This is a genomic window from Amycolatopsis sp. DG1A-15b, assembly GCF_030285645.1.
Classification (GTDB): Bacteria; Actinomycetota; Actinomycetes; order Mycobacteriales; family Pseudonocardiaceae; genus Amycolatopsis.
Window position 1 is genome coordinate 7,961,672 of record NZ_CP127296.1, and the last position, 23,337, is coordinate 7,985,008.

At 69.2% G+C, this 23,337-nt stretch carries 27 protein-coding genes; 15 read left to right on the forward strand and 12 right to left on the reverse strand.

All coding sequences use genetic code 11. The annotated features are described in order from the left end of the window. Positions 1-5: 5 nt before the first annotated feature. Positions 6-1,343, forward strand: a complete 1,338-nt coding sequence (locus QRY02_RS36795) for a dihydrolipoamide acetyltransferase family protein (protein ID WP_285987376.1) — start codon at positions 6-8, stop codon at positions 1,341-1,343. Between the two features lie 38 nt (positions 1,344-1,381). Here QRY02_RS36795 and QRY02_RS36800 read toward each other — a convergent pair whose 3' ends face one another. Further along, complete coding sequence (locus tag QRY02_RS36800; RefSeq protein ID WP_285987377.1) at positions 1,382-1,672, reverse strand: DUF6191 domain-containing protein; 291 nt, start codon at positions 1,670-1,672, stop codon at positions 1,382-1,384. Between the two features lie 94 nt (positions 1,673-1,766). Here QRY02_RS36800 and QRY02_RS36805 point away from each other — a divergent pair, with 94 nt between their 5' ends. Together QRY02_RS36805 and QRY02_RS36810 are read left to right on the forward strand one after the other, a co-directional pair. Further along, positions 1,767-2,354 (forward strand): TetR/AcrR family transcriptional regulator, encoded by a 588-nt coding sequence (locus QRY02_RS36805; protein WP_285994024.1) that lies wholly within the window; start codon positions 1,767-1,769, stop codon positions 2,352-2,354. Between the two features lie 20 nt (positions 2,355-2,374). After that, positions 2,375-4,321: an ABC transporter ATP-binding protein gene (locus tag QRY02_RS36810; RefSeq protein ID WP_285987378.1), complete on the forward strand. Its 1,947-nt coding sequence runs from the start codon at positions 2,375-2,377 to the stop codon at positions 4,319-4,321. On the opposite strand, the gene QRY02_RS36815 is transcribed toward QRY02_RS36810, so the two are convergent. After that, positions 4,318-5,217, reverse strand: a complete 900-nt coding sequence (locus QRY02_RS36815; RefSeq protein WP_285987379.1) for a quinone oxidoreductase family protein — start codon at positions 5,215-5,217, stop codon at positions 4,318-4,320. The two genes, QRY02_RS36810 and QRY02_RS36815, sit on opposite strands and share 4 nt — an antisense overlap. Before the next feature lie 79 nt (positions 5,218-5,296). On the opposite strand from QRY02_RS36815, the gene QRY02_RS36820 reads away from it, so the two are divergent. The 3 genes from QRY02_RS36820 to QRY02_RS36830 all read left to right on the forward strand — a co-directional run bounded on the left by QRY02_RS36820 (position 5,297) and on the right by QRY02_RS36830 (position 6,822). Continuing rightward, on the forward strand, positions 5,297-5,848 hold the full coding sequence (locus QRY02_RS36820; protein WP_285987380.1) for a TetR/AcrR family transcriptional regulator: 552 nt from the start codon (positions 5,297-5,299) through the stop codon (positions 5,846-5,848). Positions 5,849-5,895: 47 nt separating this feature from the next. Then, positions 5,896-6,366 carry an FxsA family protein gene (locus QRY02_RS36825; protein WP_285987381.1) on the forward strand — a complete coding sequence of 157 codons (471 nt, stop codon included), beginning with the start codon at positions 5,896-5,898 and terminating at the stop codon, positions 6,364-6,366. Between the two features lie 81 nt (positions 6,367-6,447). Next, positions 6,448-6,822, forward strand: coding sequence for a very short patch repair endonuclease (locus tag QRY02_RS36830; RefSeq protein ID WP_285994025.1), 375 nt, complete (start codon positions 6,448-6,450; stop codon positions 6,820-6,822). 19 nt (positions 6,823-6,841) lie between these two features. Here QRY02_RS36830 and QRY02_RS36835 read toward each other — a convergent pair whose 3' ends face one another. The 3 genes from QRY02_RS36835 to QRY02_RS36845 all read right to left on the reverse strand — a co-directional run bounded on the left by QRY02_RS36835 (position 6,842) and on the right by QRY02_RS36845 (position 8,709). Then, complete coding sequence (locus QRY02_RS36835; RefSeq protein ID WP_285987382.1) at positions 6,842-7,279, reverse strand: SitI3 family protein; 438 nt, start codon at positions 7,277-7,279, stop codon at positions 6,842-6,844. Positions 7,280-7,431: 152 nt separating this feature from the next. Beyond that, positions 7,432-7,983, reverse strand: a complete 552-nt coding sequence (locus QRY02_RS36840; RefSeq protein ID WP_285994026.1) for an SCP2 sterol-binding domain-containing protein — start codon at positions 7,981-7,983, stop codon at positions 7,432-7,434. Between the two features lie 69 nt (positions 7,984-8,052). Next, complete coding sequence (locus QRY02_RS36845) at positions 8,053-8,709, reverse strand: SCP2 sterol-binding domain-containing protein (protein WP_285987383.1); 657 nt, start codon at positions 8,707-8,709, stop codon at positions 8,053-8,055. A gap of 126 nt (positions 8,710-8,835) precedes the next feature. On the opposite strand from QRY02_RS36845, the gene QRY02_RS36850 reads away from it, so the two are divergent. Then, a complete protein-coding gene (locus QRY02_RS36850; protein WP_103340895.1) occupies positions 8,836-9,492 on the forward strand; it encodes a TetR/AcrR family transcriptional regulator in 657 nt (218 codons plus the stop codon). Here QRY02_RS36850 and QRY02_RS36855 read toward each other — a convergent pair. Continuing rightward, positions 9,484-10,323, reverse strand: coding sequence for a MaoC/PaaZ C-terminal domain-containing protein (locus tag QRY02_RS36855; RefSeq protein ID WP_285987384.1), 840 nt, complete (start codon positions 10,321-10,323; stop codon positions 9,484-9,486). The genes QRY02_RS36850 and QRY02_RS36855 overlap by 9 nt on opposite strands. Position 10,324: 1 nt before the next feature. Further along, complete coding sequence (locus tag QRY02_RS36860; RefSeq protein WP_285987385.1) at positions 10,325-11,659, reverse strand: 3-oxoacyl-ACP reductase; 1,335 nt, start codon at positions 11,657-11,659, stop codon at positions 10,325-10,327. Positions 11,660-11,751: 92 nt separating this feature from the next. Here QRY02_RS36860 and QRY02_RS36865 point away from each other — a divergent pair, with 92 nt between their 5' ends. Further along, entirely contained in the window at positions 11,752-13,041 is a 1,290-nt protein-coding gene (locus QRY02_RS36865) for an acetyl-CoA C-acetyltransferase (protein ID WP_285987386.1), read from the forward strand. Positions 13,042-13,089: 48 nt separating this feature from the next. Here the strand turns inward: QRY02_RS36865 and QRY02_RS36870 are convergent, their stop codons facing one another. Beyond that, positions 13,090-13,635, reverse strand: coding sequence for a DoxX family protein (locus QRY02_RS36870; protein ID WP_285987387.1), 546 nt, complete (start codon positions 13,633-13,635; stop codon positions 13,090-13,092). Positions 13,636-13,806: 171 nt separating this feature from the next. Between QRY02_RS36870 and QRY02_RS36875 the strand changes: the two genes are divergently transcribed. Further along, complete coding sequence (locus QRY02_RS36875) at positions 13,807-14,541, forward strand: MerR family transcriptional regulator (RefSeq protein WP_285987388.1); 735 nt, start codon at positions 13,807-13,809, stop codon at positions 14,539-14,541. 60 nt (positions 14,542-14,601) lie between these two features. On the opposite strand, the gene QRY02_RS36880 is transcribed toward QRY02_RS36875, so the two are convergent. Further along, a complete protein-coding gene (locus tag QRY02_RS36880) occupies positions 14,602-15,084 on the reverse strand; it encodes a hypothetical protein (protein ID WP_285987389.1) in 483 nt (160 codons plus the stop codon). A 108-nt stretch (positions 15,085-15,192) separates the two neighbouring features. Here QRY02_RS36880 and QRY02_RS36885 point away from each other — a divergent pair, with 108 nt between their 5' ends. The 3 genes from QRY02_RS36885 to QRY02_RS36895 all read left to right on the forward strand — a co-directional run bounded on the left by QRY02_RS36885 (position 15,193) and on the right by QRY02_RS36895 (position 17,944). After that, positions 15,193-16,383: an ATP-binding protein gene (locus tag QRY02_RS36885; protein WP_285987390.1), complete on the forward strand. Its 1,191-nt coding sequence runs from the start codon at positions 15,193-15,195 to the stop codon at positions 16,381-16,383. Between the two features lie 261 nt (positions 16,384-16,644). Then, positions 16,645-16,794, forward strand: coding sequence for a hypothetical protein (locus QRY02_RS36890; RefSeq protein ID WP_167441331.1), 150 nt, complete (start codon positions 16,645-16,647; stop codon positions 16,792-16,794). A gap of 220 nt (positions 16,795-17,014) precedes the next feature. Continuing rightward, on the forward strand, positions 17,015-17,944 hold the full coding sequence (locus QRY02_RS36895; RefSeq protein WP_285987391.1) for a bifunctional helix-turn-helix transcriptional regulator/GNAT family N-acetyltransferase: 930 nt from the start codon (positions 17,015-17,017) through the stop codon (positions 17,942-17,944). Here the strand turns inward: QRY02_RS36895 and QRY02_RS36900 are convergent. Continuing rightward, entirely contained in the window at positions 17,941-18,516 is a 576-nt protein-coding gene (locus tag QRY02_RS36900; protein ID WP_285987392.1) for a peroxidase-related enzyme, read from the reverse strand. The two genes, QRY02_RS36895 and QRY02_RS36900, sit on opposite strands and share 4 nt — an antisense overlap. Positions 18,517-18,548: 32 nt before the next feature. Here QRY02_RS36900 and QRY02_RS36905 point away from each other — a divergent pair, with 32 nt between their 5' ends. Beyond that, positions 18,549-19,151 carry a hypothetical protein gene (locus tag QRY02_RS36905; protein ID WP_285987393.1) on the forward strand — a complete coding sequence of 201 codons (603 nt, stop codon included), beginning with the start codon at positions 18,549-18,551 and terminating at the stop codon, positions 19,149-19,151. Here the strand turns inward: QRY02_RS36905 and mctP are convergent. Both mctP and QRY02_RS36915 read right to left on the reverse strand, forming a co-directional pair. Then, the gene (gene mctP / locus QRY02_RS36910; RefSeq protein WP_285987394.1) at positions 19,148-20,803 is read right to left on the reverse strand and encodes a monocarboxylate uptake permease MctP; all 1,656 of its coding nucleotides are present in this window, start codon (positions 20,801-20,803) and stop codon (positions 19,148-19,150) included. The genes QRY02_RS36905 and mctP overlap by 4 nt on opposite strands. Beyond that, complete coding sequence (locus QRY02_RS36915) at positions 20,800-21,078, reverse strand: DUF3311 domain-containing protein (protein WP_285987395.1); 279 nt, start codon at positions 21,076-21,078, stop codon at positions 20,800-20,802. The genes mctP and QRY02_RS36915 overlap by 4 nt, the downstream gene beginning before the upstream one ends. 188 nt (positions 21,079-21,266) lie before the next feature. Here QRY02_RS36915 and QRY02_RS36920 point away from each other — a divergent pair, with 188 nt between their 5' ends. Further along, the gene (locus QRY02_RS36920; RefSeq protein ID WP_285987396.1) at positions 21,267-22,886 is read left to right on the forward strand and encodes an alpha/beta hydrolase; all 1,620 of its coding nucleotides are present in this window, start codon (positions 21,267-21,269) and stop codon (positions 22,884-22,886) included. Between the two features lie 171 nt (positions 22,887-23,057). After that, the gene (locus QRY02_RS36925) at positions 23,058-23,330 is read left to right on the forward strand and encodes a helix-turn-helix domain-containing protein (protein WP_043787181.1); all 273 of its coding nucleotides are present in this window, start codon (positions 23,058-23,060) and stop codon (positions 23,328-23,330) included. Positions 23,331-23,337: the final 7 nt, after the last annotated feature.

Consider the following 23,337-nt stretch of genomic DNA (forward strand, 5'->3'; position numbering starts at 1 on the left):
GCGCAATGCCCACGTACAAACAATTCCCCCTGGCCGACACGGCGGAGGGGCTGACCGAAGCCGACATCCTGTCCTGGCACGTGAAGCCGGGCGACACCGTGACGGTGAACCAGATCGTGGTCGAGATCGAGACCGCGAAGGCCGCCGTCGAGCTGCCGATCCCGTGGGCCGGGGTCGTCACGGAGCTGCACGTCGAGCCGGGGCAGACGGTGGAGGTCGGCACGCCGATCCTCACCATCGACGTCGACCCGGGTGGTTCGGCCGCGCCCGCGCCCGCGCCTGCTGCCGCCGCGCCGGCTCCCGTTGAAGAAGAAGAGATGAAGCCGCTGGTCGGCTACGGCTCGAAGACGGTAGTCACGCAGCGGCGGGCCCGGAAGGGGGCTGCTCCGGCGGCCGCTGTCGCCGCTCCTCCGGCGCCTGCTCCGGTCGCCGCGGCTCCCGTGGCGGCTCCGCGTGGCGGATACGTCCCGCTGGCGAAGCCGCCGGTGCGGAAGCTGGCCAAGGACCTCGGCGTCGACCTGCACGCGCTGACCGGTAGCGCCGACGGTGGCGTGATCACCCGCGAGGACGTCGAGCGGGCGGCCAACGGCTCGGCCGTCGCCGCGCCAGCTGCGTCCACTGTGGACACCGGTTACGACCCGAAGACCCGCGAGCGGCGCGTGCCGGTCAAGGGCGTCCAGAAGATGACCGCGGCCGCGATGGTGCAGAGCGCGTACACCGCTCCGCACGTCACGGAGTTCCTGACCATCGACGTCACGCCGATGATGGAGTTCCGCGAGAAGCTGAAGAAGTCGCGGGAGTTCGCCGGCGTCAAGGTCACGCCGCTGACGTTCGCCGCGAAGGCCGTGTGCCTGGCGGCGAAGCGCACTCCGGACGTCAACGCGGTCTGGGACGAGCAGGCGCAGGAGATCGTCTACAAGGACTACGTGCACCTCGGGATCGCGGCGGCGACGCCCCGCGGCCTGATCGTGCCGAAGGTCCGTGACGCCGACTCGATGTCGCTCAAGGAGCTGGCTCAGGCGTTGACGGCGCTCACCGATGTCGCCCGCGAGGGCAAGACGTCGCCGGCGGACATGGCGAACGGCACGTTCACGATCACGAACGTGGGCGTGTTCGGCGTCGACACCGGAACGCCGATCATCAACCCGGGCGAGTCCGCGATCCTGTGCCTCGGCGCGATCAAGGACCAGCCGTGGGTGGTGGACGGCGAGATCAAGGTCCGCAAGGTCCTCCAGCTGTCCCTGAGCTTCGACCACCGCGTGGTCGACGGCCAGCAGGGCTCGGAGTTCCTCGCCGACGTCGGCGCGTTGCTTGCCGACCCGGCGATGGCCATGACCTACTGAGTTCACGCAGGTGAGGGCCGCCTTCGGGCGGCCCTCACTTACTTCCGGAAGACGATCTTCCCGGCGTCGAGGTCGACGTGGGTGCGCGGCGGGGCGCCGTCGGCCTCGTCGTCGACCAGCATCAGCTGGACCTGGCGCTGCTCGAGCTCATGCTGCTTCGTGCCGCCGAGGATCGCTTCGACCTCTTCGGTCGCGACCGCGCTCGCCATGCGGGGGCCGTCGCCGCGGCGGTGCCACGGCAGGAACCGGCGGCCCCAGACCTCGAGCACGGCCAGCAAGAACAGCAGCACGACCAGCATCGGGAACACCATCGCCCAGACCACACCCATGGGCCCAACGTATACTCGCTTGACGGAGTGAGCACTCACTCCGCACACTGGAGGCATGACACCAGCACCCGAAACCCGGCGAAGAGCGCCGGGCATGAGCGTCGAAGCCCGGCGCGCCATGATCGTGCACGCGGTGCTGCCGCTCCTGATGGAGCACGGCACCAACGTGACCACCAGCCAGATCGCCCGCGCCGCCGGCATCGGCGAGGGCACCATCTTCCGCGCGTTCAAGGACAAGGACGAGCTCTTCGACGCCTGCACCGCCGAGGCGCTGCGGCCCGACCACGTGCTCGACGCCATCGCCGACATCCCCCTGGACCAGCCGCTGGAGGAGCGGCTCGTCGAGGCCGCCGAAGCGCTCAGCGCCCACCTCGAGCGGATGGGTGCGCTGATGGGCGCCCTGCACGCGTCCGGCAGGCTTCGTCGCCGCGACCCGGAGCAGCCGCACAACGACCGCAAGACCTGGAAAGGCGGCCGCCGCGAGTCGATGAACGCGATGCGCGGCGCGATGGTCGACCTGTTCGCCCCCGAGAAGGACCGGCTGCGGCTGCCGCCCGAGCAGCTCGCCGCGCTGTTCCTGGCCCTGCTCTTCGGCGGCCGCCCGATGGCGGCGGACGGCGACGCGCCCACCACGCGCCAGGTGGTCGACGTCTTCCTGCACGGCGCGGTGGAGGCTCAGTGATTCCGGGCGGTGGGGGCGGCATGGAGTTCATGATGGCCCGGCGCGGCCGGCGGCGGCACGCCGTGACAGTGCCGGAGAGCGGGCTCACCGGGCCCGTCGACATTCCCGAACCGAAGCAGGACGACCAGCCGAAGGACCTGCGGTCCCGGCTGAAGCGCGCGAAGACGTCCGTCGCGGGCACGGTCCGCGGCCTGCCGAAGGTCGTGAGGCTGACGTGGCAGGCGAGTCCCGTCCTGACGATCCTCCTGGCGCTGATCACGCTGCTGTCCGGGCTCCTGCCGACCGCGACCGCGTACATCGCGAAGCTGCTGCTCGACTCCGTCGTCGCGGCGATCCAGCACCGCGGCACCACGGGCGACATCGTGAACGTCGCGCTGTTCCAGTTCGGCGTGCTCGCCGCGACCGCGATCAGCAGCGCGCTGACGTCGATCGCCCAGTCGCTGCTGCAGGAACGCATGACGCTGACCATCCGCCACCAGGTGATGGCGCACGCGAGCGAACTGCACCTCGCGTACTTCGAGGGCTCCACGTCCTACGACATGCTGCGCCAAGCCGCGCAGGAGGCGCCGACGCGGCCGCTGTCGATGATGAACTCCGCGCTGGGGCTCGTGCGGACGCTGATCACGTTCGGCAGCATGGTCGCGCTGCTCGTTTCGATCAGCCCGCTGCTGGCCCTGGTCGCGCTGGTGGCGCCGATCCCGGCGTTCATCTCGCAGTCCAAGTACGGCTCGCGCGCGTTCTGGCTGACGTTCCTGATGTCTCCGATCAAGCGGCGGATGGATTACCTGTCGTCGCTGGTCACCACGGACACCTACGCCAAGGAGACGAAGCTGTTCGGGCTCGGCCCGTACTTCGTCGACCGGTTCCGCCGGCTCGGCGTGGTCTCGTACGAGCGGCAGCGGAAGCTGACCATCAACCGCAACATCAGTTCGACGTCCTGGGGCCTGCTGAGCACGTTCGCGGGGTCGGCGATCGCGTTGTACATCGCCCTGGAGGCGGTCGGCGGCCGGCTGACGCTGGGTGACCTGGCGTTGTACACGGCCGCGGCGACGTCCGTGCAGACGTCGGTGTCCGGGCTGTTCACGGCCTTTTCGGGGATGTACGAGAACAACCTGTACCTGGACACGCTGTACCGCTTCCTGGACACGAAGCCGGAAATCACGGCGCCCTCCTCGCCGCGCCCCTTCCCCTCCGAAGTGGACGGTCACATCGAGTTCGACTCGGTCACCTTCGCGTACCCTGGTGCGGAGGAGCCGGCGCTGGAGGACGTCAGCTTCGAGATCCGTCCGGGCGAGACGGTGGCGGTGGTGGGCCGCAACGGCGCGGGCAAGTCGACGCTGTTCAAGCTCCTCTGCCGGCTGTACGACCCGACGGACGGCCGCATCCTGCTCGACGGCGTCGACATCCGCGAGTACGACCCGGACGAGCTGCGCACGAGGATCAGCGCGATGTTCCAGGACTACGTGACGTACCAGGGAACGGCGGCGGAGAACATCGGCCTGGGCGACCTTGCGCGACTGGAAGATCGCCCGCACATCGAGGACTCGGCCCGCCGCGCCGGAGCGGACGAGCGCATCGAGCGGCTGCCCCAGGGGTACGACAGCCCGCTGGGCCGCTGGTTCGACCAGGGCGTCAGCCTGTCCGGCGGTGAGTGGCAGAAGATCGCGCTGGCCAGGGCGTTCCAGCGGGAAGCGCCGCTGTTGATCCTCGACGAGCCGACGTCGGCGTTGGACGCCCAAGCCGAGCACGACCTGTTCTCACGCCTGCGTGAGCTGTCCGAGGGCCGGACGACGCTGTACATCTCGCACCGGTTCTCGACGGTCCGGCAGGCCGAGCGGATCCTGTTGCTGGACCACGGAAAGGTCGCGGAGTACGGCACGCACGAGGAGCTGATGGCGGCGAAGGCCGGGTACGCGGACCTGTTCACCCTGCAGGCGCAGGCGTACCTGGACGAGGTGCCGGGCTAGGGGATGAGCACGACCTTGCCGACGCCTTCACGGCTCTCGACGCGCGCGTGCGCGGCGGCGACGTCGGCGAGGGCGTAGGTCCGGTCGAGCACGGGGGTCAGCGTGCCGTCCGCGACGAGGCCGAGTGCCTCGGCGCGGACGGCCGCGACCCGCTTCCCGTAGGCGTCCGGTCCGCCGAAGCCGATCAGGGTGATCCCGCGCGCGATGAGGCCGGCGACGGGGAACGTGGGAAATTCGCCGCTGAGCAGGCCGTAGGCGAGGATCCGGCCGTGCGGCGCGAGCTTCGCGAGAAGCTCGGCGGCGCGCGGGCCACCGATCGACTCGAAGACGACGTCGACGCCCTCGGGCACCTTCTGGCGCCAGTCCGGGTCGTGGTGGTCGATGTCGGCTTTCCCCTTGCCGGCCGTGGCCACGACTCGAGCGCCTCTTCGTTCGGCGAGCCGGGCCAAGTACCCGCCGATCGCCCCGGACACGGCTTCGACCAGCACGGTCTCGCCTGCTTCGACGTCCGCGGTGTGCATCAAGGCGAGCGCCACGGAGGCCGGAACAGCAGCGGCCACTGCCTGCTCGGGCGTGACGGTGTCGGGCACGAGCGTGTACTGGCTCGCGGCGACGACTTCGGCGTACGCGCCGCCGGTGAAGGACATGGTGACCACCCGGCGCCCGAGCAGGGTTTCGTCGTCGGCCTCGACGACGATCCCGGCGGCCTCGTGCCCGAAGACCGCCGGCGCCGGCCCGGCCGGGATCAGCCCGGACCGCAGCTGGGTCTCGTAGAACGGCACCCCGATCGCCTCGGTCCGCACCAGCACTTCGCCGGGTTTCCGCGTCGGTTCGGGCCGGTCCGCCACCTCGAGCACTTCCGGGCCACCCGTGCCGTGCTGCACCACTGCTCGCATCTGTCACCCTAACTGGACCATCGGTCAACTTACGGTCGCCTACTATATGGACCGACGGTCAACTTGTCGAGGAGTCCCCATGGAGCGCGCCGACGCGGCTCGGAACCGCCGGGCGATCCTGCGCGCGACGGAGGAGTTGCTGGCGTCGCACGACCTCTCGGAGGTGTCGATGGACCGCGTCGCAGCCGCGGCCGGCGTCGGCAAGGGCACGGTGTTCCACCGCTTCGGCAACCGCGAAGGCCTGATGCGCGCCCTGGTGGAGTCCCGGGTCCAGGCGCTGTCCGAAGCCATTTCGTCGGGCCCGCCCCCACTGGGCCCGGGCGCACCGGCGGCCGAGCGCCTGGCGGCGTTCTTCGACGCGGTGGTGGAGCTGGCTTCGAAGAACGTCAAGGTGATGGCGGCGTTCGAGCAGGCGTCGACGGACCGGCTGAACAGCCCGATCTACGTGTCGTGGCACGCGCACGTGTCGGGGTTGATCGCTTCGGCGTCGCCTGCGCTCGACGCCGACCTGGTGGCGCACCTGTTGCTGGGGTCGTTGCACAGCGACCTGATGAGGCGGTTTTTGAAGACCGGCGAGACGGACCGCCTGGCGGCGGCCCTGCGGTCGATGGTGGCGACGTTGCTGCGCTGATCAGGCGGTACCGGGAGCAAATCGGACAGGTTGTTCGTTGAGAGGGTATGGCTGTCGCGTTCCTGCTTTACGTCTTCGCCGAAATCGCCGCGATCTGGGCGGTGGGTTCGGCCGTCGGCGTGCTCGGCACGCTGGGCCTCCTCCTGGCGGGCGCGTTCCTGGGCTCCTGGCTGGCCCGCCGCGAGGGCGGCAAGGCGATGAGGGCATTCACATCGGCAGCCCGCTCGGGACGCCCGGCGGAGAAGGAACTGACCGACGGGATGCTGGTCGGGCTCGGTGGGGTGCTGATCCTGGTGCCCGGGTTCGTGAGCGACGTGCTGGGGTTGCTGCTGATCCTGCCGCCTTCACGCGCAGTAGCGCGACGGCTGTGGTTGAAGCGGATGGAGAAGCGAGCGGTCCGGTTCGCCAACCAGCGGCGGGGGCCGGTGATGGTGGTGGACAGCGAGGTGGTGTCCACCGAGGAGCCTCGGCGGCGGGAGCAGCCGACGGTGATCGAGGGCCGGATCGTGGAGAACTAGCCGCGATCGGCCGGGGGCACGAAACCTTGCCAGAATGTGCGCGTGGAGCGTTTGAAGACCACTTCCGCCGTGCGCATCCGGATGAGCAAGCAGAAGTCCCGGAACACCGGGATCGAGATGGCGCTGCGCAAGGCCCTGCACAGCGCGGGCTTCCGCTACCGGGTGCACCGCCGACCGGTCAAAGGCGTACGCCGCGAGGCAGACCTCGTGTTCGGCCCCGCCCGCGTGGCGGTCTTCGTGGACGGATGCTTCTGGCACGGCTGTCCGGAGCACGCAACGTGGCCGAAGAACAACGCGGAATTCTGGCGCGAGAAGATCGAGACGAACCGCAGACGGGACGCCGACACCGACGCGCGACTCAGTGACGCCGGATGGCTCGCCGTCCGGATCTGGGAGCACGAGACGGTGGAGGTCGCTACCGACCGCGTCATCACGGCGGTCCGGGAACGCCGCTGAGTATCAAGCGTTCTTCGGTTTACTTCTCGGAGAAGGTCAGGGTTTCCCGCCGGTGAGGCTGGTGCAGCGCGGCGAGGCGGCGCTCAGACCAGATGTCGCCTCGTGTGTTCAGCGTCAATTCGCTGCCGCGGCGCATGAGCCAGATCGTGTCCATGCCGGACAGCAGCGCATCGCCGGTGATTCTGTCCAGCAGACCGCCGGATAGCCGGACCAGGTCGTCCCGAAGAGCTTCAACGCGCGGCCGACGTCGAGCAGTGCGCGTGCGACTTGCTCCGGCGACGATGATGTCGCCATTTCGAGATCGTAAGAGATAGCCATTCGAGCGAGTCCTCGCGTCAGGGGTAAAGGTGGAGTATTTTACCTTGTTTGTCGATTGCGATGGCTTCCTTGATGCCGCTGATCGGCCAGTCGTTAAGTTGCGTCCGCATCGCGTTGAGGTCGCGACCTTCTTGGCCATTTCGTCCGCGATGTTGCGAGCACGGCCGGTCGACGGCGCGTATTTGTCAGTTCGCAAACGAAAAATCGACTGCCAACTGCGCCATACACTCCTCCGTAAGCATTCGCCTACAGCCCGGATGCGGGGGTAGCTGAAATCCCCGTGAACTGCGACTAGTCCACGGATGGCTTGGGGATGTCGAAGTAGCTCGAAAACCGCACCGCCGGCGCGTACTCGCCCTTCACCTTCACCCGGCCCGTCACGAACATCGCCGCCACTGCCGCGTTGCCCGTGGCCATCCGGATGAAGTCGTCCACTGACAGCGTGATCGTGGTGTCCGGGGTGCGGGACAAGTCCGTCGAAGAAACGCAGACGCCGTCCTCGATCACTGTCTGGAATCGGTCGAAACCGTCCTCGCCGGAGCCCTCGGAAAAGCGCCAAGAAACGACGAAATCCACGTGACGCGCCCGCGTCGGTGAGAAATGCTCCGACATCCGGCGGAATATCTCGTCCAAGAACACCGCACGCAGCTCCGGGTGGTCCGCGATCGCCTTCAGCTGGTCGCGGGATGCGCGGCGGACCACGTCCACCAGGACGTCCGTCGACAGGGAGCTCAGCTCGATGCCCGCTCCCGCTTCGCCCAGCATGTGCAGGGTTTCCAGGACCTGGGTGAACTGCGCGGGCGTCAGGCGATCGATGACCAGCTTCTCCGCGAACGCGTTCACCACGTGACCGCCTCGAAGAGTGCGGGGCCGGGGTAGGCGCCATTTCGCGTTTCGGGGCACGGAGACGGACTATACGGGGTGGGGGAGGTCGAAGAATCCGATCAACCCGGCCGCGAAGGCCAAGTCGCCCTTGACCTTTATCCTCCCCGTGACGAACAACACCGCCGGTGTTGCCTGATGGGTGATGAGCCGGAAGAAGTCGGCCGGGGCGATCGTGATCGTCACGCGGGGGCGGCCCTTCATCACGCGGCTCACCGTGCAGGCTCCGTGCGAGATCGCCGTCTCGTAGCGGTCGAAGCCGCCTTCGCCGGCTCCGCCCGACAGGCGCCAGTGGACCACCGCCTGGAGGTCACGGGCGCGGTCAGGCCTGATGTGCGCGCCCATGCGGGCGAAGATCTCGTCCAGCACGCGCTCTCGCAGCGGGCGGTCGGCGACGACGCTCTCCAGCTGCGCGCGCGACGCCGAAGCCACCAGGGACGCGAAGCGGGCCGGCTCGACCTTGCTCAGGTCGAACGCCGGGGCGCGCTCGGCCAGCCTCAGCAGGGCGTTCAGGAGCCGCCGGAAGTCGTCCTTGCGGAGGTCGCCGGGGTCGAGCGCGAGTTCGTTGACGTTGAGGGCGTGGGCCTCGGGGCCCAGCGGGTCGAGCCGCTCCAGTGCGTCGAGCAGCGCTGCCCCGCGGAGGTCCGCGATCCGATCAGCGCTGGTCATCCCGGCGTTTTCGGCCATGGTCACCCCTCTCCAGTTACCCAAGAGTAATACTACCCGCCAGTAGGTAGGCGGGCAAGCGTGCCGAAATCACCCGCGCGTGGCAACGACCGGTACCGTCTCCGGGCAGCAACGAGGAGGTCGAGCGTGTCAGAGGAAGATCAGCGTCCGCCCGAACGGGCCAGGCGGCTGCCGCGTGCGGTGCGCGAGCGGCAGATCCTGGACGCGGCCGTCCAGGTCTTCTCGCGGCACGGCTACCACGCCGCGTCGATGGACGAGATCTCCGACGTCGCCGGCGTCTCGAAACCGATGATCTACACCTACCTCGGCTCGAAGGAAGACCTCTTCGGCGCGTGCATCCGCCGCGAGGCGACGCGCCTGCTCGAGGCCATCCAGGCCGGCGTGCAGCCCGACCTGCCGCCGGACATGCAGCTCTGGCACGGCCTGCGGTCGTTCTACCGCTTCGTCGCCGAGTACCGCGAGTCGTGGACGGTCCTGCACCGTCAGGCCCTCACCGTCGGCGGGGCCTTCGCCGCGGAGGTCACCGACATGCGGGTGCGCGCGATCCAGCTCGTCGCCGCGCTCGTGGTGTCCGCCGGCACCCGCAAGGGCGTCGGCGAGCAGGCCGAGTTCTCCGGCGAAGGCCTGTCCGCGGCCCTGGTCGGGGCGGCCGAGTCGCTGGCCGACTGGGCCCTCGACCACCCCGACATCTCCGACGGCGTCCTGGCGTCCTGGCTGATGAACCTCGTCTGGCTCGGCTTCAACGACCTCATCGAGGGCGCGGTCTGGAAGCCGTCAGAGTGAGCTGATCGTCCCCTCGAGGTGCGGCTTCGACTTGCTCCACAGCTCGAAGGCCCAGCCGTCGTCCACGGACCACGACGTGAAGCCCGCCTTGGCCGGCAGCAGCACCGGCTGCTTGAAGCGGACGTCGACGGTGAACGCCTCCGGCAGCCGGCCTTCGAACGCGGCCAGTGCGTGGGCCTTCGTCCACATCCCGTGCGCGATCGCGCGCGGGAAGCCGAACAGGCGGGCCGTCAGCGGGTGCAGGTGGATCGGGTTGCGGTCGCCTGACACCTCCGCGTAGCGCCGCCCGATGTCGCCCGGGACGCGCCAGATCGCATCCGGTGTCGGCGGCGCGAGCTGGTCCCGCCGAGAAGAGCCCGAGCCCGCGCCGCGACGCAGGTACGTGCTGACGTCCGTCCACACCGTCTCGTCGCCGACCTGTGCTTCGCTGACGACGTCGAACTGACGGCCCTTCTCGTGCGGGCGCAGGTTCTCCGCCCGCACGCGCACGGTCAGCGGCTCGCTCACCCGCAGCGCGCGGTGCTGGGTGATCCGGTTGGCCACGTGCACCATGCCGAGCAGCGGGAACGGGAACCCCGGCTCGGTCATCAGCGCCATCTGCAGCGGGAACGCCAGCATGTGCGGGTACGTCGCCGGCAGCTCGTCGCTCAGCCGGAAGCCGCACACCGTGTTGTACGCCGCCAGGTGCGCGGGGTCGACGACGACGCCCGTCCGCACCAGCTCGGTGTCCGGCAGCGAATCCCCGGACGGCTTGCGCAGGACGCCGCCGAGCAGCGCCTTCGGGTACAGCGTGGCCAGGCTCGGCGTGCTGTCGAGTTCGCGGATCGCCACGTCACGCCCCCAGCAGGGCCTGGCCGCAGACGCGGACCACGTTGCCGTTCACCGCGGCCGACGCCGGGTTCGCGTACCAGGCGATCGTCTCGGCGACGTCGACCGGCAGCCCGCCCTGGCCCAGGCTGGACAGCCGCCGGCCGGCTTCGCGGATGAACAGCGGGACCGCGGCGGTCATCTTGGTCTCGATGAACCCGGGCGCGACGGCGTTGATCGTGCCGCCGTACGCCGCCAGCTGCGGCGCGCCGACGTTGACCATGCCGATCACACCCGCCTTCGACGTCGCGTAGTTCGTCTGGCCGACGTTGCCGGCGATGCCCGCGATCGACGAGACGCCGATGATGCGGCCGTTCTCGTTCAGCACGCGATCGGCGAGCAGCTTGTCGTTCACCGCGAGCTGCGAAGCGAGGTTGACGGCGATCACCGAGTCCCACGCGCTCTCGCTCATGTTGCCCAGCGTCTTGTCACGCGTGATGCCCGCGTTGTGCACGACGATGTCGACGCCGCCGTGACGCTCCTTCAGATACTCCGCGAGCTTCGCGGGCGCGCTTGGCGAAGTGATGTCGAGCTGCAGCGACGACCCGCCGACCTTGTTCGCCACCTTCGACAGGTCACCGCCCTGGGCGGGGATGTCGAGCGCGACGACGTGCGCGCCGTCGCGGGCCAGTACCTCGGCGATCGCCGCGCCGATGCCGCGGGACGCGCCGGTGACCAGCGCGACCTTGCCGTCGAGCGGCTTATCCCAGTTCGCGGGCACGGAAGCCGTCTTGCCCTCGGTGCCGATCCGGATCACCTGCGCGTCGACGAACGCCGACTTCGCCGAGAGCAGGAAGCGCAGCGTCGAGTCCGTTGCCTCTTCGGCACCGTCGGCGACGTACACGAGCTGGGCGGTGGCGCCGCGCTTCAGCTCCTTGCCCACCGAACGGATGAAGCCTTCGAGCGCGCGCTGCGCGATCCGCTCGCGGCCCTCGACCTGCTCCGGCGGCGTGCCCAGCACGACCACCCGGCCGGACGGGCCGACACTGCGGATCACCGGGTGGAAGAAGTCGTAGACCTCGCGCAGGCGCGCGGGGTCGGTGACGCCGGTGGCGTCGAAGACCAGCGCCGCGTGCCGGTCGGCCGCGGTGGTGATGACCTCGATGCCGGCGTCGGCCATCTGGTCGCGAAGGGTCTTCTCCAGCCGTCCGCCGGGCGCGGCGCCCAGGAGTGCGGGACCCTCGAGGGCGGGTTGCCCGGGCTTGTAGCGGCGCAGCGTCGCGGGATTGGGCAGGCCGAGCTTCGGCACCACGAACTTCCCCACCGGGGTTTTCGTGAACTGCTGGTACCTGTCAGCCATCGGTTGCCTCCCGTGCAGTCTGCGTCACGTCGCAGTCTAACCTACTCGCTAGTAGGTTACAGTGTGAGGGACACGACCAGAGAGGTGAAGTCATGCCACCGAAGAAGACGCCCGCGGTACGCAAGGTCGCGATCATCGGGGGCAACCGGATCCCCTTCGCGAGGTCCAACGGCCCGTACGCGAAGGCGTCGAACCAGGACATGTTCACCGCCGCCCTCGACGGCCTGGTCAGCCGCTTCTCGCTGCAGGGCGAGGTGATCGGCGAGGTCGCCGCCGGCGCGGTGCTCAAGCACTCGAAGGACTTCAACCTGGCCCGCGAGAGCGTGCTGGGCAGCAAGCTTTCGCCCGCGACGCCCGCGTCCGACGTCCAGATGGCGTGCGGCACCGGGCTGCAGGCGATCGTCAACGTCGCCAACAAGATCGCGCTCGGCCAGCTCGACTCCGCCATCGCCGGCGGCGTCGACACCACCAGCGACGCCCCGCTCGCCGTCAACGAGGACCTGCGCCAGATCCTCATCCAGCTCAACGCCGCCAAGACACTCGGCGACCGCCTCAAGCTCGTCGCGAAGATCCGGCCCGGGCACATCGTCCCGGCGATCCCGCGCAACGAGGAACCGCGCACCGGGCTGTCGATGGGCGAGCACGCCGCGCTGACGGCCAAGGTCTGGGAGATCACCCGCGAAGCCCAGGACGAACTGGCCGCGAGCAGCCACCAGAAGCTGGCCGCCGCCTACGACCGCGGGTTCTTCGACGACCTCGTGACGCCGTTCCTCAAGCTCGCGCGCGACCAGAACCTGCGCCCGGACTCGACCGCGGAGAAGCTCGCCAAGCTCAAGCCGGCCTTCGGCGGCCCGGACGGCACGATGACGGCGGGCAACTCGACGCCGCTGACCGACGGCGCGTCGACGGTCCTGCTCGCCACCGACGAGTGGGCGAAGGCGCACAAGCTGCCGGTGCTGGCCTACCTGACGTTCTCGCAGACGGCGGCCGTCGACTACGTCCACGGCGACGAAGGCTTGCTGATGGCGCCCGCGTACGCCGTGCCGCGGATGCTCGCGCGGGCCGGGCTCTCGCTGCAGGACTTCGACTTCTACGAGATCCACGAGGCGTTCGCGTCGCAGGTGCTGGCGACGCTCAAGGCGTGGGAGGACCCGGCGTTCGCCAAGGAGAAGCTGGAGCTGGACGAGCCGCTCGGCGCGATCGACCGGGCGAAGCTGAACGTCAACGGCTCGTCGCTGGCGGCCGGGCACCCGTTCGCCGCGACCGGCGGCCGGATCGTCGCGACGCTGGCGAAGCTGCTGCACGAGAAGGGGTCCGGCCGCGGCCTGATCTCGATCTGCGCGGCCGGCGGCCAGGGCGTCACCGCGATCTTGGAGAAGTAACCGCACGCGAAAGGGCCGTCCCCCGCGGGGGACGGCCCTTTTCGGTGGTCAGTTGGGGAGCACCTTCTGCGCCCGCTTCGCGAGCTTGTTCGCGCGCTTCTCGGCCTTGCGGCTCAGCTTCCCGGCCGCGGCGCCGACGTCCTTCGCGGCGTGCCGCGCCCGCCAAGCCGCCGACGGCTTCCCGTGCGTGTCGCTGACCGCGAGCAGCAGGCCACCGGCCAGGCTCGCGTTCTTGAAGAACTGGATCTGCTGCTGCTGGCGCTCGCCCGGGTCCTTGATGGTCCAGAAGCTGTGCGTCGACAGCGTCGTCGGCACCAGGCTGCCGAGGAGGAGCCCCGCCGCGAGCCGCGGCGCCTTGCCGGCCGCGAACGCGAGACCGGCGCCGATCTTCACCGCGGCGTCGATCCGGACGAGCGTCACCGGGTCACGGGGAACCTGCTCCGGCACGACGTCGCCGAACTTCTCGAACGCGTTGTTGAGGAACGGTTCCGCCGCCTTGGCGTGCCCCTCGGCCTGCCTCAGCGCATTGATCCCGCCCGTCACGAAGATCGTGGCGAGCAGTGGACGTGCCACTCGACGGAGTATCACGGTCATAGCCTTCCTCGTACGGGCCGCTGCCTGGTCGAACCTACTCCGTGGATGCCCGCTCGGCCCGTGCTCGAATCCTCATCGGGCTTTCTGCGGAAATATCGTGAAAGTTCTAGATAGTCCTATAAAGCTTTAGCGGTTGACCTTGACGCAGCGTCAACTTCTATCGTCGAGGACATGGAGTGGTCGATCCAGGACCTCGCCCGCTCGGCCGGGACCACGAGCCGGACGCTGCGCCACTACGGCGCGGTCGGGCTGCTCGAGCCCAGCCGGATCGGCGGCAACGGCTACCGCTACTACGACGAGCAGGCGCTCGTCCGGCTGCAGCGGATCCTGCTGCTGCGCGAGCTCGGCCTCGGGCTGCCGGCGATCGCCGAGCTGCTCGACGGGCAGCGCGACAGCGCCGCGGCGCTCGAGACCCACCTGGAGCTGCTCGAAGAGGAGCAGCGGCGGATCGGACGGCAGATCGAGTCGGTCCGCACGACCCTCCGGAAACTGAAGGGAGGTGAACGATTGATGGCAGAAGAAGTCTTCGACGGCTTCGACCACACGAAGTACGAGAAGGAAGTGACTTCACGATGGGGCGCTGACGCGTACCGGCGCGGCGACCAGTGGTGGAGTTCGTTGTCGGCCGAGGAGAAGAAGGCCCACCAGCAGGAGCAGCTCGACATCGCGGCGGCGTTCGGCGCGGCGCGCGCTTCGGGTTCGACGCCGGATTCCGGCGAGGTCCAGGCGATCACGCGGCGGCTGCACGAGTGGCTACGACCGGCGGTCTCGTCGGTGTCGGCAGGGTACTTCGCGGGACTCGGGCAGTTGTACGTGGACGACCCGCGCTACGGGCTCGAAGGCGCAACGGCCGAGTTCGTCCGGGATGCGATGAAGATCTACGCGGAACGGAACCTCAGTGACTAGTCGCGCGTCGTAAGGGCGCACTGGGGGTAGGGACGAGCAGGGCTGCAGACCTGTTCGTCTCTATGTACTCGGCCGCAGCAAGGTGCGCCGGGTCGTGTCGAGGTGGCGGATCACCTCGTAAGCGGCGCGGGTGCCCACCTCCGGCGACGCCTCGTCGTCTTCGAGCAGCGACCAGCCGCCCTCGTACCGGACGACATACTCGCCGACGTAGACGTCGCTCACCTCCGCGGTGAGGACCGTGCCCACCGGGTGGCGTGACTTGCGCGCTCGCCACTGCTCGTCCGAAACCCCGTTGTCGAGGGGCCCCGACCGGAACTCCGGATCCAGCGGCCACAAGCGCACCTGCCCGGACCTGCCGGCCAGCACCTCGAACGTCGTCTTCGTGCCGACCGCGGGCCACGACTCCGGCCGCCTCGGCAGGATCAGCACGTCGACGAAGCCTTGCCGCTCGCCGTCGAGCTCCACGAACAGCCCGATGGCGCCGGGCCGCGGAATCGCGGAGACCGTGCCGGTCACCACGGCACCCACCTCGAAGCCGGTCACCTCGCCACCCTGGCACAGCCTGGGCCGACCGGTCGAACCTCGGCGACACGCCTAGCCATCTATGGCGGAATATCGGGCTCACGCTAGAAACGCCGATAACTTGGCAGAGTGGACCCCATCCGCAACCCCTTCGCGCCGGGCGCCGGGCAACGGCCGCCCGAGCTGGCCGGGCGCGAGCGTGAGCTCAAAGCCTTCGAAGTGGTGCTGGAGCGGGTTGCGCGGGGGAGACCCGAACGCAGTCTCGTGCTCACCGGGCTGCGCGGGGTCGGGAAGACCGTGCTCCTCGGGGAACTGCGGGCGATGGCCGTGCGGCACAAGTGGGGCGCCGGGAAGATCGAGGCCCGGCCGGACGCCGAACTGCGGCGGCCGCTGTCGGCCGCGCTGCACCGGGCCATCCGGGACCTCGCCGTGCGGCACCGCGCTCCGGATCGGGTCGAAGAGGTGCTCGGCGTCCTGAAGGCGTTCGCGCTGCGGGCCAACAAGCCCGACGCCAAGCTGCGCGAGCGGTGGCAGCCGGGCATCGACGTGCCCGCCGCGCAGGGGCGGGCCGACTCCGGGGACATCGAGATCGACCTCGTCGAGCTGTTCACCGACGTCGCCGAGCTGGCCGCCGACGTCGGCACCGGCGTCGCGGTGCTCATCGACGAGATCCAGGACCTGCAGCCGGACGACGTCTCGGCGTTGTGCGCGGCCTGCCACGAGCTGTCCCAGTCCGGTGCGCCACTCGTCGTCGTCGGGGCCGGGCTGCCGCACGTGCCCGCGGTGCTTTCGGCGTCGAAGTCCTACTCCGAGCGGCTCTTCCGGTTCGCGCGCATCGACCGGCTCAGCCGGGAGGACGCCGACTTCGCCGTGATGGCGCCGATCGAGCGCGAGGACGCCGGCATCGAGCCGGAAGCCCTCGACGCGCTCTTCGACGCGTCCGGCGGCTATCCCTACTTCATCCAGGCCTACGGCAAGGCGGCCTGGGACGCCGCGCCGTCCGACCCGATCACGGTCAAGGACGTCCAGGTCGCGGCGCCCGAGGCGGAGTCGGAGCTGGCGGTCGGCTTCTTCGGGTCACGCTACGAACGCGCGACGCCGGCCGAGCGGGAGTACCTGCAGGCGATGGCCTCGCTGACCCAGGGCCGCGACGAGCCCGCCGGCACCGCCGACGTCGCCGTGTTCCTCGGGCGGAAGCCGTCGTCGCTGTCGCCGGCGCGCGACAGCCTGATGAAGAAGGGCCTCGTGTACTCCGCCGAGCGGGGACAGATCGCCTTCACCGTCCCGCACTTCGGCCACTACCTGCTCGGCCGCGACTGACCTGGGCTTTTCCTGTGGTCTCGCGGTCTATCCGGCTCGCTACAGAAATCTTGCCTATTTTCTATACATGCCTAGAGAGCTGTAGCGGGTTGCTTCCTCGTGACCGCCGCCACCCTGGATGTCTCCGGCCTATGCCCACTTTTGCCGATGATTCATCGGCAAGTGCGCCACATCACCGGATATTCGTTGGCCTCCTTGTGAAAAAAGGTGCATACTAGAAGCACAAGTCACCTAGACCCTCTGAAGGGGATGCAGACACCGATGAACAACATCGCCGCCAAGCTCCGTGCCCGTCGCGCCGAGGTTCGCACTCGCCGGGCGCTGAACCGGGCGATCGACACCGCCGCCACCGCGACGGTCCGTCAGGAACTCATCGCGATCGCGCAGGCTCGCTCCGCGTACATGCGCTGATCTCTCACCCCGTGGCGGTCGCCCATTCGAGTGACCTATGCCACAAACTGATGAAGGTGTAACGCCACCCGAAGGGGTGTCGATACCCCCTACGACCCCGTGATGCTGGCGGACCCCCGACCTGGCAGCATCGCGGGGTTTCCCATGTCCGAAATCCCCTTGCCGGCGCCGCCCTGCCGAGTAATCTTTGACTTCGTCAACGAACTTGTTGAGGTGGTCAATGAACGACGCTCAGCTGGCCGGCCGGGTGGCCGCGGTCCGTGCCTTCAACCGGCTCTACACCGGCGTCATCGGCGTGCTCGACGAAGGGCCGGCGGACGCCGAGTACTCGCTGCCGGAAGCCCGCGTGCTCTTCGAGCTCGCCCACCAGGACCCGCTGCCGGTGACGGACCTGCGGAAACGTCTCGACCTCGACGCCGGCTACGCCAGCAGGCTGCTCGCGCGGCTCGAATCCCGCGGGCTGATCGTGCGCGAACGGTCCGAGGAGGACGCCCGCCGCCAGCTCGTCCGGCCGACCGCGGCGGGCCGGGACGCCTTCGCGGTGCTGAACCGCCGCTCCACCGACCAGATCGGCGGGCTGCTGCGCCGCTTCGCCGACGAAGACCAGCAGCGCCTGCTGGCCGCGATGCACACGATCGGCGACCTGGTCGGTGACCGCCGCCGCGACCCGGCCCTCGTTCTCCGCCCGCCACGACCGGGTGACCTCGGTTGGGTGGTGGAACGGCACGGCGCGCTCTACGCCCGCGAGTACGGCTTCGACGCCCGGTTCGAGGCGCTCGTCGCCCGGATCGTCGCGGACTTCGCCGAAACCCACCACGATCAGCGGCAGGCCCTCTGGATCGCGGAGCTGGACGGCGAGCGGGTCGGCAGCATCGCGTGCACCCGCGGGCCGGACGCGGACACGGCGAAGCTCCGCTTGCTGCTGCTCGAGCCGTCGGCCCGCGGGCACGGCGTGGGCAAGCGGCTGGTCACCGAGTGCGTGGAGTTCGCCAGGGCACACGGCTACCGGGCGATGGTGCTGTCGACGGTCTCCATCCTCGACGCAGCGCGTTCGCTCTACCGAGCGGCCGGGTTCGAACTCGTCGCCACCGAGGATTTCGACACCTGGGGACCGAAGCTGACCGACGAGACGTGGCGCCTCGAGTTCTAGCGCGGGACCCGGCCGAGCAGGAAGAACTCCGGGTTCGGCCGGAGCGCGGTGAGGTGGGCGAGCCGGTTCGACATGGCGAACAACGCCGTGATCGCGCCGACGTCCCAGATCTCGTCGTCGGTCAGCCCGGCGTTGCGGGCGGCTTCAAGGTCCCCTTCGCCGAACAGGGCCGAGTCCTGGGCGAGCGCCAGTGCCAGGTCGACGATCGCGCGGCCGCGTTCGTCCAGTTCGACCTGCCACGGGTTGCTCGACACCCGGTCGGCCAGTTCCGGGTCTTTCGCGCGGATGCGCAGGATGGCGCCGTGCGCGACGACGCAGTAGGTGCAGTGGTTGGCGCCGGACGTGGCGACGACGACCAGCTCGCGCTCGGCCTTGCCGAGTCCGCCGGTGCGTTCCATCAGCGCGTCGTGGTAGTCGAGGAACGCGCGCAGCTCGGCGGGGCGGTGGCCGAGCGCGCGGAAGATGTTCGGCACGAACCCGGACTTCTCCGCGATCCCGCCGATGCGCTCGCGCAGGTCGTCGGGCAGGTCTTCGAGTTCCGTGATCGGGAATCGGCTCACCGCATCGCTCATTCCCTTCACGCTAGCCGTGGTTGGCTGTCGGCGTGACGGACTACGTCGACGGGTACTGCGAACGTGTTGCGCCTGGCCTCTGGGGTGAGCCGCTCAACAGTCTCAGCAACCTCGCCTTCCTCGTCGCCGCCGTGCTCGTGTGGCGGCTGGCCAAGGGGGACCGGACCGGGCGGGTGCTCGCCGGGCTGATCGGGTTCGTCTTCGTCGCGAGCACCGTTTTCCACCTGCTGGCGACGCGGTGGGCCGCCGTCGCGGATTCCGTGGCGATCCTCGGGTTCATGCTGGTGTGTGCCGTGGTGTTCGCGCGCCGGTACTGGAGCCCACGACACGCGTGGCTCGCCGCGCCCGCGTTCCTCGCGCTGACCGTCGTCACGGCGTTGCTGGGCGGCGGGCTCTACCTGGGCGCTTTGATCGGCCTAGCCGCCTTCGCCGCCGTACTCGCCTTCGCCCGCGACGCCTACTGGACGCACTTCGCCGTGGCGGGCGCCGTTTTCGCGCTCTCGTTGAGCTTGCGCGCACTCGACCGGGACGTGTGCGGCTACGTCCCGGTCGGTACGCACTTCCTCTGGCACCTGCTCAACGGCGTGGTGCTCTACCTCGTCTCACGGACGCTCGTGCTCAAGAACCGTCCTTAGTGGACACCGATCGGGCGCAGGTTCTTGTCGTGCTCGTCGGTGTGGTAGTCCTCGGGCTCGGTGTCGTCGGTGCCGTTGAAGACCTTCATCTGCCGGGCGATCACCGTGACGATCGCCGCGATCACCAGGTTGCCGATCAACGCCACGAACCCGACGTAGATCTGGACCGCCGAACCCGCGAACGGGTGCCAGCCGAACAGCGACAGGTTGCCCAGTGACAGCGCCGAACCACCGAAGTGCTGCTTGCCGTTGGCCGGGTTGGGGATGCCGTACAGCATGATCAGGCCCCAGCCGATGCCGACGACCCAGCCCGCGATCAGGCCCCAGCGGTGGAACCAGCGCGTGTACAGCGCCAGCGCCACGGCCGGCAGCGTCTGCAGGATCAGCACGCCGCCGATGAGCTGGAGGTCGATCGAGAACTGCGGGTCGATCAGGATGATCACGGCGACCGCGCCGAGCTTCACGACCAGCGAAGCGAGCTTCGCCTGCTTCGCCTCTTCCTGCGGTGTCGCGTTCTTGCGGATGTATTCCTTGTAGATGTTGCGCGTCCACAGGTTGGCCGCGGCGATCGACATGATCGCGGCCGGCACCAGCGCGCCGATGCCGATCGCGGCGAACGCGATGCCGGCGAACCAGGACGAGAACTGGCTGTCGAACAGGACCGGGACGATCGTGTTGCCGTCCGCCTTGCCGGTGGCCGCGTTCGTCAGCGGCTTGACGCCGGCCGTGATCGCCACGTACCCGAGCAGCGCCAGCAGGCCGAGCACCAGCGAGTACGCCGGCAGCGCGACCATGTTCCGCTTGATCACGCTGCGGCCGCGCGAGGCCAGCACGCTGGTCAGCGAGTGCGGGTACAGGAACAGCGCGAGCGCCGAGCCCAGTGCCAGCGTCGCGTACTGCAGCTGGTTGTTGGCCGTGAGCAGGATCGACCCGGCGGGCTTGCCGGTGGCCGGGTTCGGCGTGCCGAGTTTCTTCGCCGCCGCGTCGAAGATGTGCGACCAGCCGCCCAGCTTCGAGGGCAGGTAGATGATCGCCACCAGGATCACGATGTAGATCAGGATGTCCTTGACGAACGCGATGAGCGCGGGCGCCCGCAGGCCGGACTGGTAGGTGTAGAAGGCCAGGATCACGAAGGCGACCAGCAGCGGCAGGTGCCCGACGACACCGGAGCCGTTGATGCCCATCGTCCGCAGCACGGCTTCGAGGCCGACCAGCTGCAGCGCGATGTACGGCATGGTCGCGACGATGCCGGTGATCGCGACCAGCAGCGCGAGGATCGGCGAGCCGAAGCGGCCGCGCACGAAGTCGGCCGGGGTGACGTAGCCGCGCACCCGCGAGACCGACCACATCCGCAGCGCCGGCAGCAGGACGATCGGGTAGACGACGATCGTGTACGGCAGCGCGTAGAGACCGAGCGCGCCGGCGCTGAAGACCAGCGCGGGCACCGCGACGAACGTGTAAGCCGTGTAGAGGTCACCGCCGAGCAGGAACCAGGTGATCCACGAGCCGAACTTGCGGCCGCCGAGACCCCATTCGTCCAGGTGGTCCAGCGTGCTGCCGCGCTGCCAGCGCGACGCCATGAAGCCGAGCACGGTGACCAGGGCGAACAGGATCGTGAAGATGATCAGCTCGGGCCACTGCAGGTTGCTCATCGAGCGTTCCCCTCGTCCAGGTCGTCGACGCTCAGCTTGTCCGGCGCGTCAACGGTCCGCTTGTCCCGCGTCATCAGGTAGACGATCCAGGTGCTCAGCACCCCGACGCCGACCATGAGGAACTGGAACCAGTAGAAGAACGGCATCCCGAACAACCGTGGACCGTCCATGTTGAACAATGGCGTGACCAGGACCAGCAGCGGGACGATCAGGAGCAGGTTCCACGGGCTGAACTGGAACCCGCGCACCTTTCCGTCGTGCTTCACAGTCGACATCGGACCTCACCTAACACTCCCGTAACCGACTGCCTGACCTTATGACCTCGGTGACGGCGCGTCACGTCTGCCCGATATCGATTTGATCGCCCCGGCCGCCGATGCCGACCAACGTCGGTTGCCCCACCATCGCGAGCCCTATATCAATAGCCCGACTCCGCACGCGCAAACCCAAAAGGGGCAACCGTATGACACGACTCCGCTACGCGGTGGTGATCCCGGCCATCGCCGGCACCCTGCTGGCCGGGTTCACGCCTGCGTTCGCAGGTCAGGAGGTCGCGGCCGGTAAGCAGCCGCTGAACTCCACGAACATCCCGGCGCAGTACGCGAACCAGAAGCTCGACTGGCACAAGTGCGCTGTCCCCTCCGAGCTGCCGACGGCCCCGCCCGCGGGTGCCGAGGACATGGAGTGCGCGACCTACAAGACCCCGCGCAACTGGTACCAGGCGAACGCCCAGATCGACCTGACCATCGCGGTCAGCCGCCTGAAGGCGACCAAGGACGCGACCGCCAGCGTCGTCACCAACCCCGGTGGCCCCGGCGCGCCCGGCCGCAACTTCCCGGCCCGCCTGCGCAACCAGCCGAAGCTGCGCGAGCACCAGGAGATCGTCGGGTTCGACCCGCGCGGCACCGGCAAGAGCACCAACATCACCTGCGGCGGCGCCATCGGGACCGGCGCGGACCTGGACCCGCGTGACCGCGACCGCGGCAACCTGAACCTGATCCTGCAGGCGACGAAGTACGCGGCGCTGTCCTGCCAGCAGAAGTCCGGCGAGCTGGGCCCGCTGATCAACACCGACCAGACGGTCAAGGACATCGACCTGCTGCGCGTGCTGCTCGGCCGCGACAAGATCAACTGGGTCGGCTACTCCGCGGGCACCTGGATGGGCGCGCACTACGCGCAGGCCTACCCGACCCGCACCGGCCGGTTCGTGCTCGACTCGGCGACCGAGTTCACCACGACCTGGCAGAAGTCGTTCGACTGGCAGCCGCTCGGCTTCGAGCGCCGCTTCCGGTCCGACTTCCTCCCGTGGGTGGCGAAGTACGACAGCCTCTACCACTTCGGCACCACCGGTGAGGCGGCCCGCCAGACCTACGAGCAGGTCCGCTACGCCCTGACCCAGGGCGCGGTCACCCTGCCCGACGGTTCGACCGTCTCGGCCAACGGCCTGGACTCGTTCATCGCGTCGCAGATCTACTCCAAGCGGGCCTTCCCCGGCCTGGCCGACTACCTGGTCAGCGTCCGCACGCTGACCCAGGGCACCGCTTCGGCGCAGGCCAAGTCCTCGGCCGCGCAGAAGGTCAAGGCCGGCGACAAGAGCACCGTCACCTACGGCCCGCAGCCGCTGATGGTGCCGGCCGACGGCGACTCCTACGACGCCAGCTTCTGGACCATCCCGTGCAACGAGGGTCCGTGGACCGGCTCGCCCAACAGCGCCATCCGGGACTCGCAGAAGCTGATCGACCAGCAGCTGCCGCTCCTGGGTGCCGGCTGGTTCATCCAGCCGTGCCTGTTCTGGAAGAAGCCGCCGTCCCCGCTCCCGGTGCTGGACGGCAAGGGTGTCCCGCCGGTGCTGATCGTCGAGTCGGAGCACGACCCGGCGACACCGATCGAGGGCGCGCGGCGCGCGCACAAGGCGTTCGCGGGTTCGCGGATGCTGACCATCACCGGCGAGGGTGACCACGGCATCTACGCCGGCGGCAACGCGGGTGTGGACAAGGTCGTGGAGGCCTACCTCGTCGACGGCGTGGTGCCGAACGACCAGAGCCTGCCCGGCATGCCACTTCCGGTGCCCGCGGGCGCCTGAGGGCACTAGATGTGGTGGGGCCCCGTCGAGCTTCGGCTCGGCGGGGCCTTTTCCACACCTGTGCACAGAGTTATCCACAGGCGGTGGACAACTCGGGTGGTATTCCATCCATGCCCCGCCACCGCCCTCAACGGAGGCGCTTCGCGCCGCGGTGGTATTAAAATCACGCTCATGGTGCGAGTGCCGCTGACGGATGAAGAGCGCGAACGGGGCGAACGCCTCGGCCAGGCGCTGCGCGCGGCGCGAGCCGGCCGGAGCATGGTCGACGTCGCCGCGGAGGCGGGGATCTCGGTCGAGACGCTCCGGAAGATCGAAACCGGCCGCATCCCGACGCCGGCGTTCTTCACGGTCGCGGCCATCGCCGACGCCGTCGGCCTGCCGCTGGAGGAGCTGCGCGCGGCCGTCACGCCCGCCGCGTCACCGCCGCTCTCGCAGGCGAGCTGACCAGCGG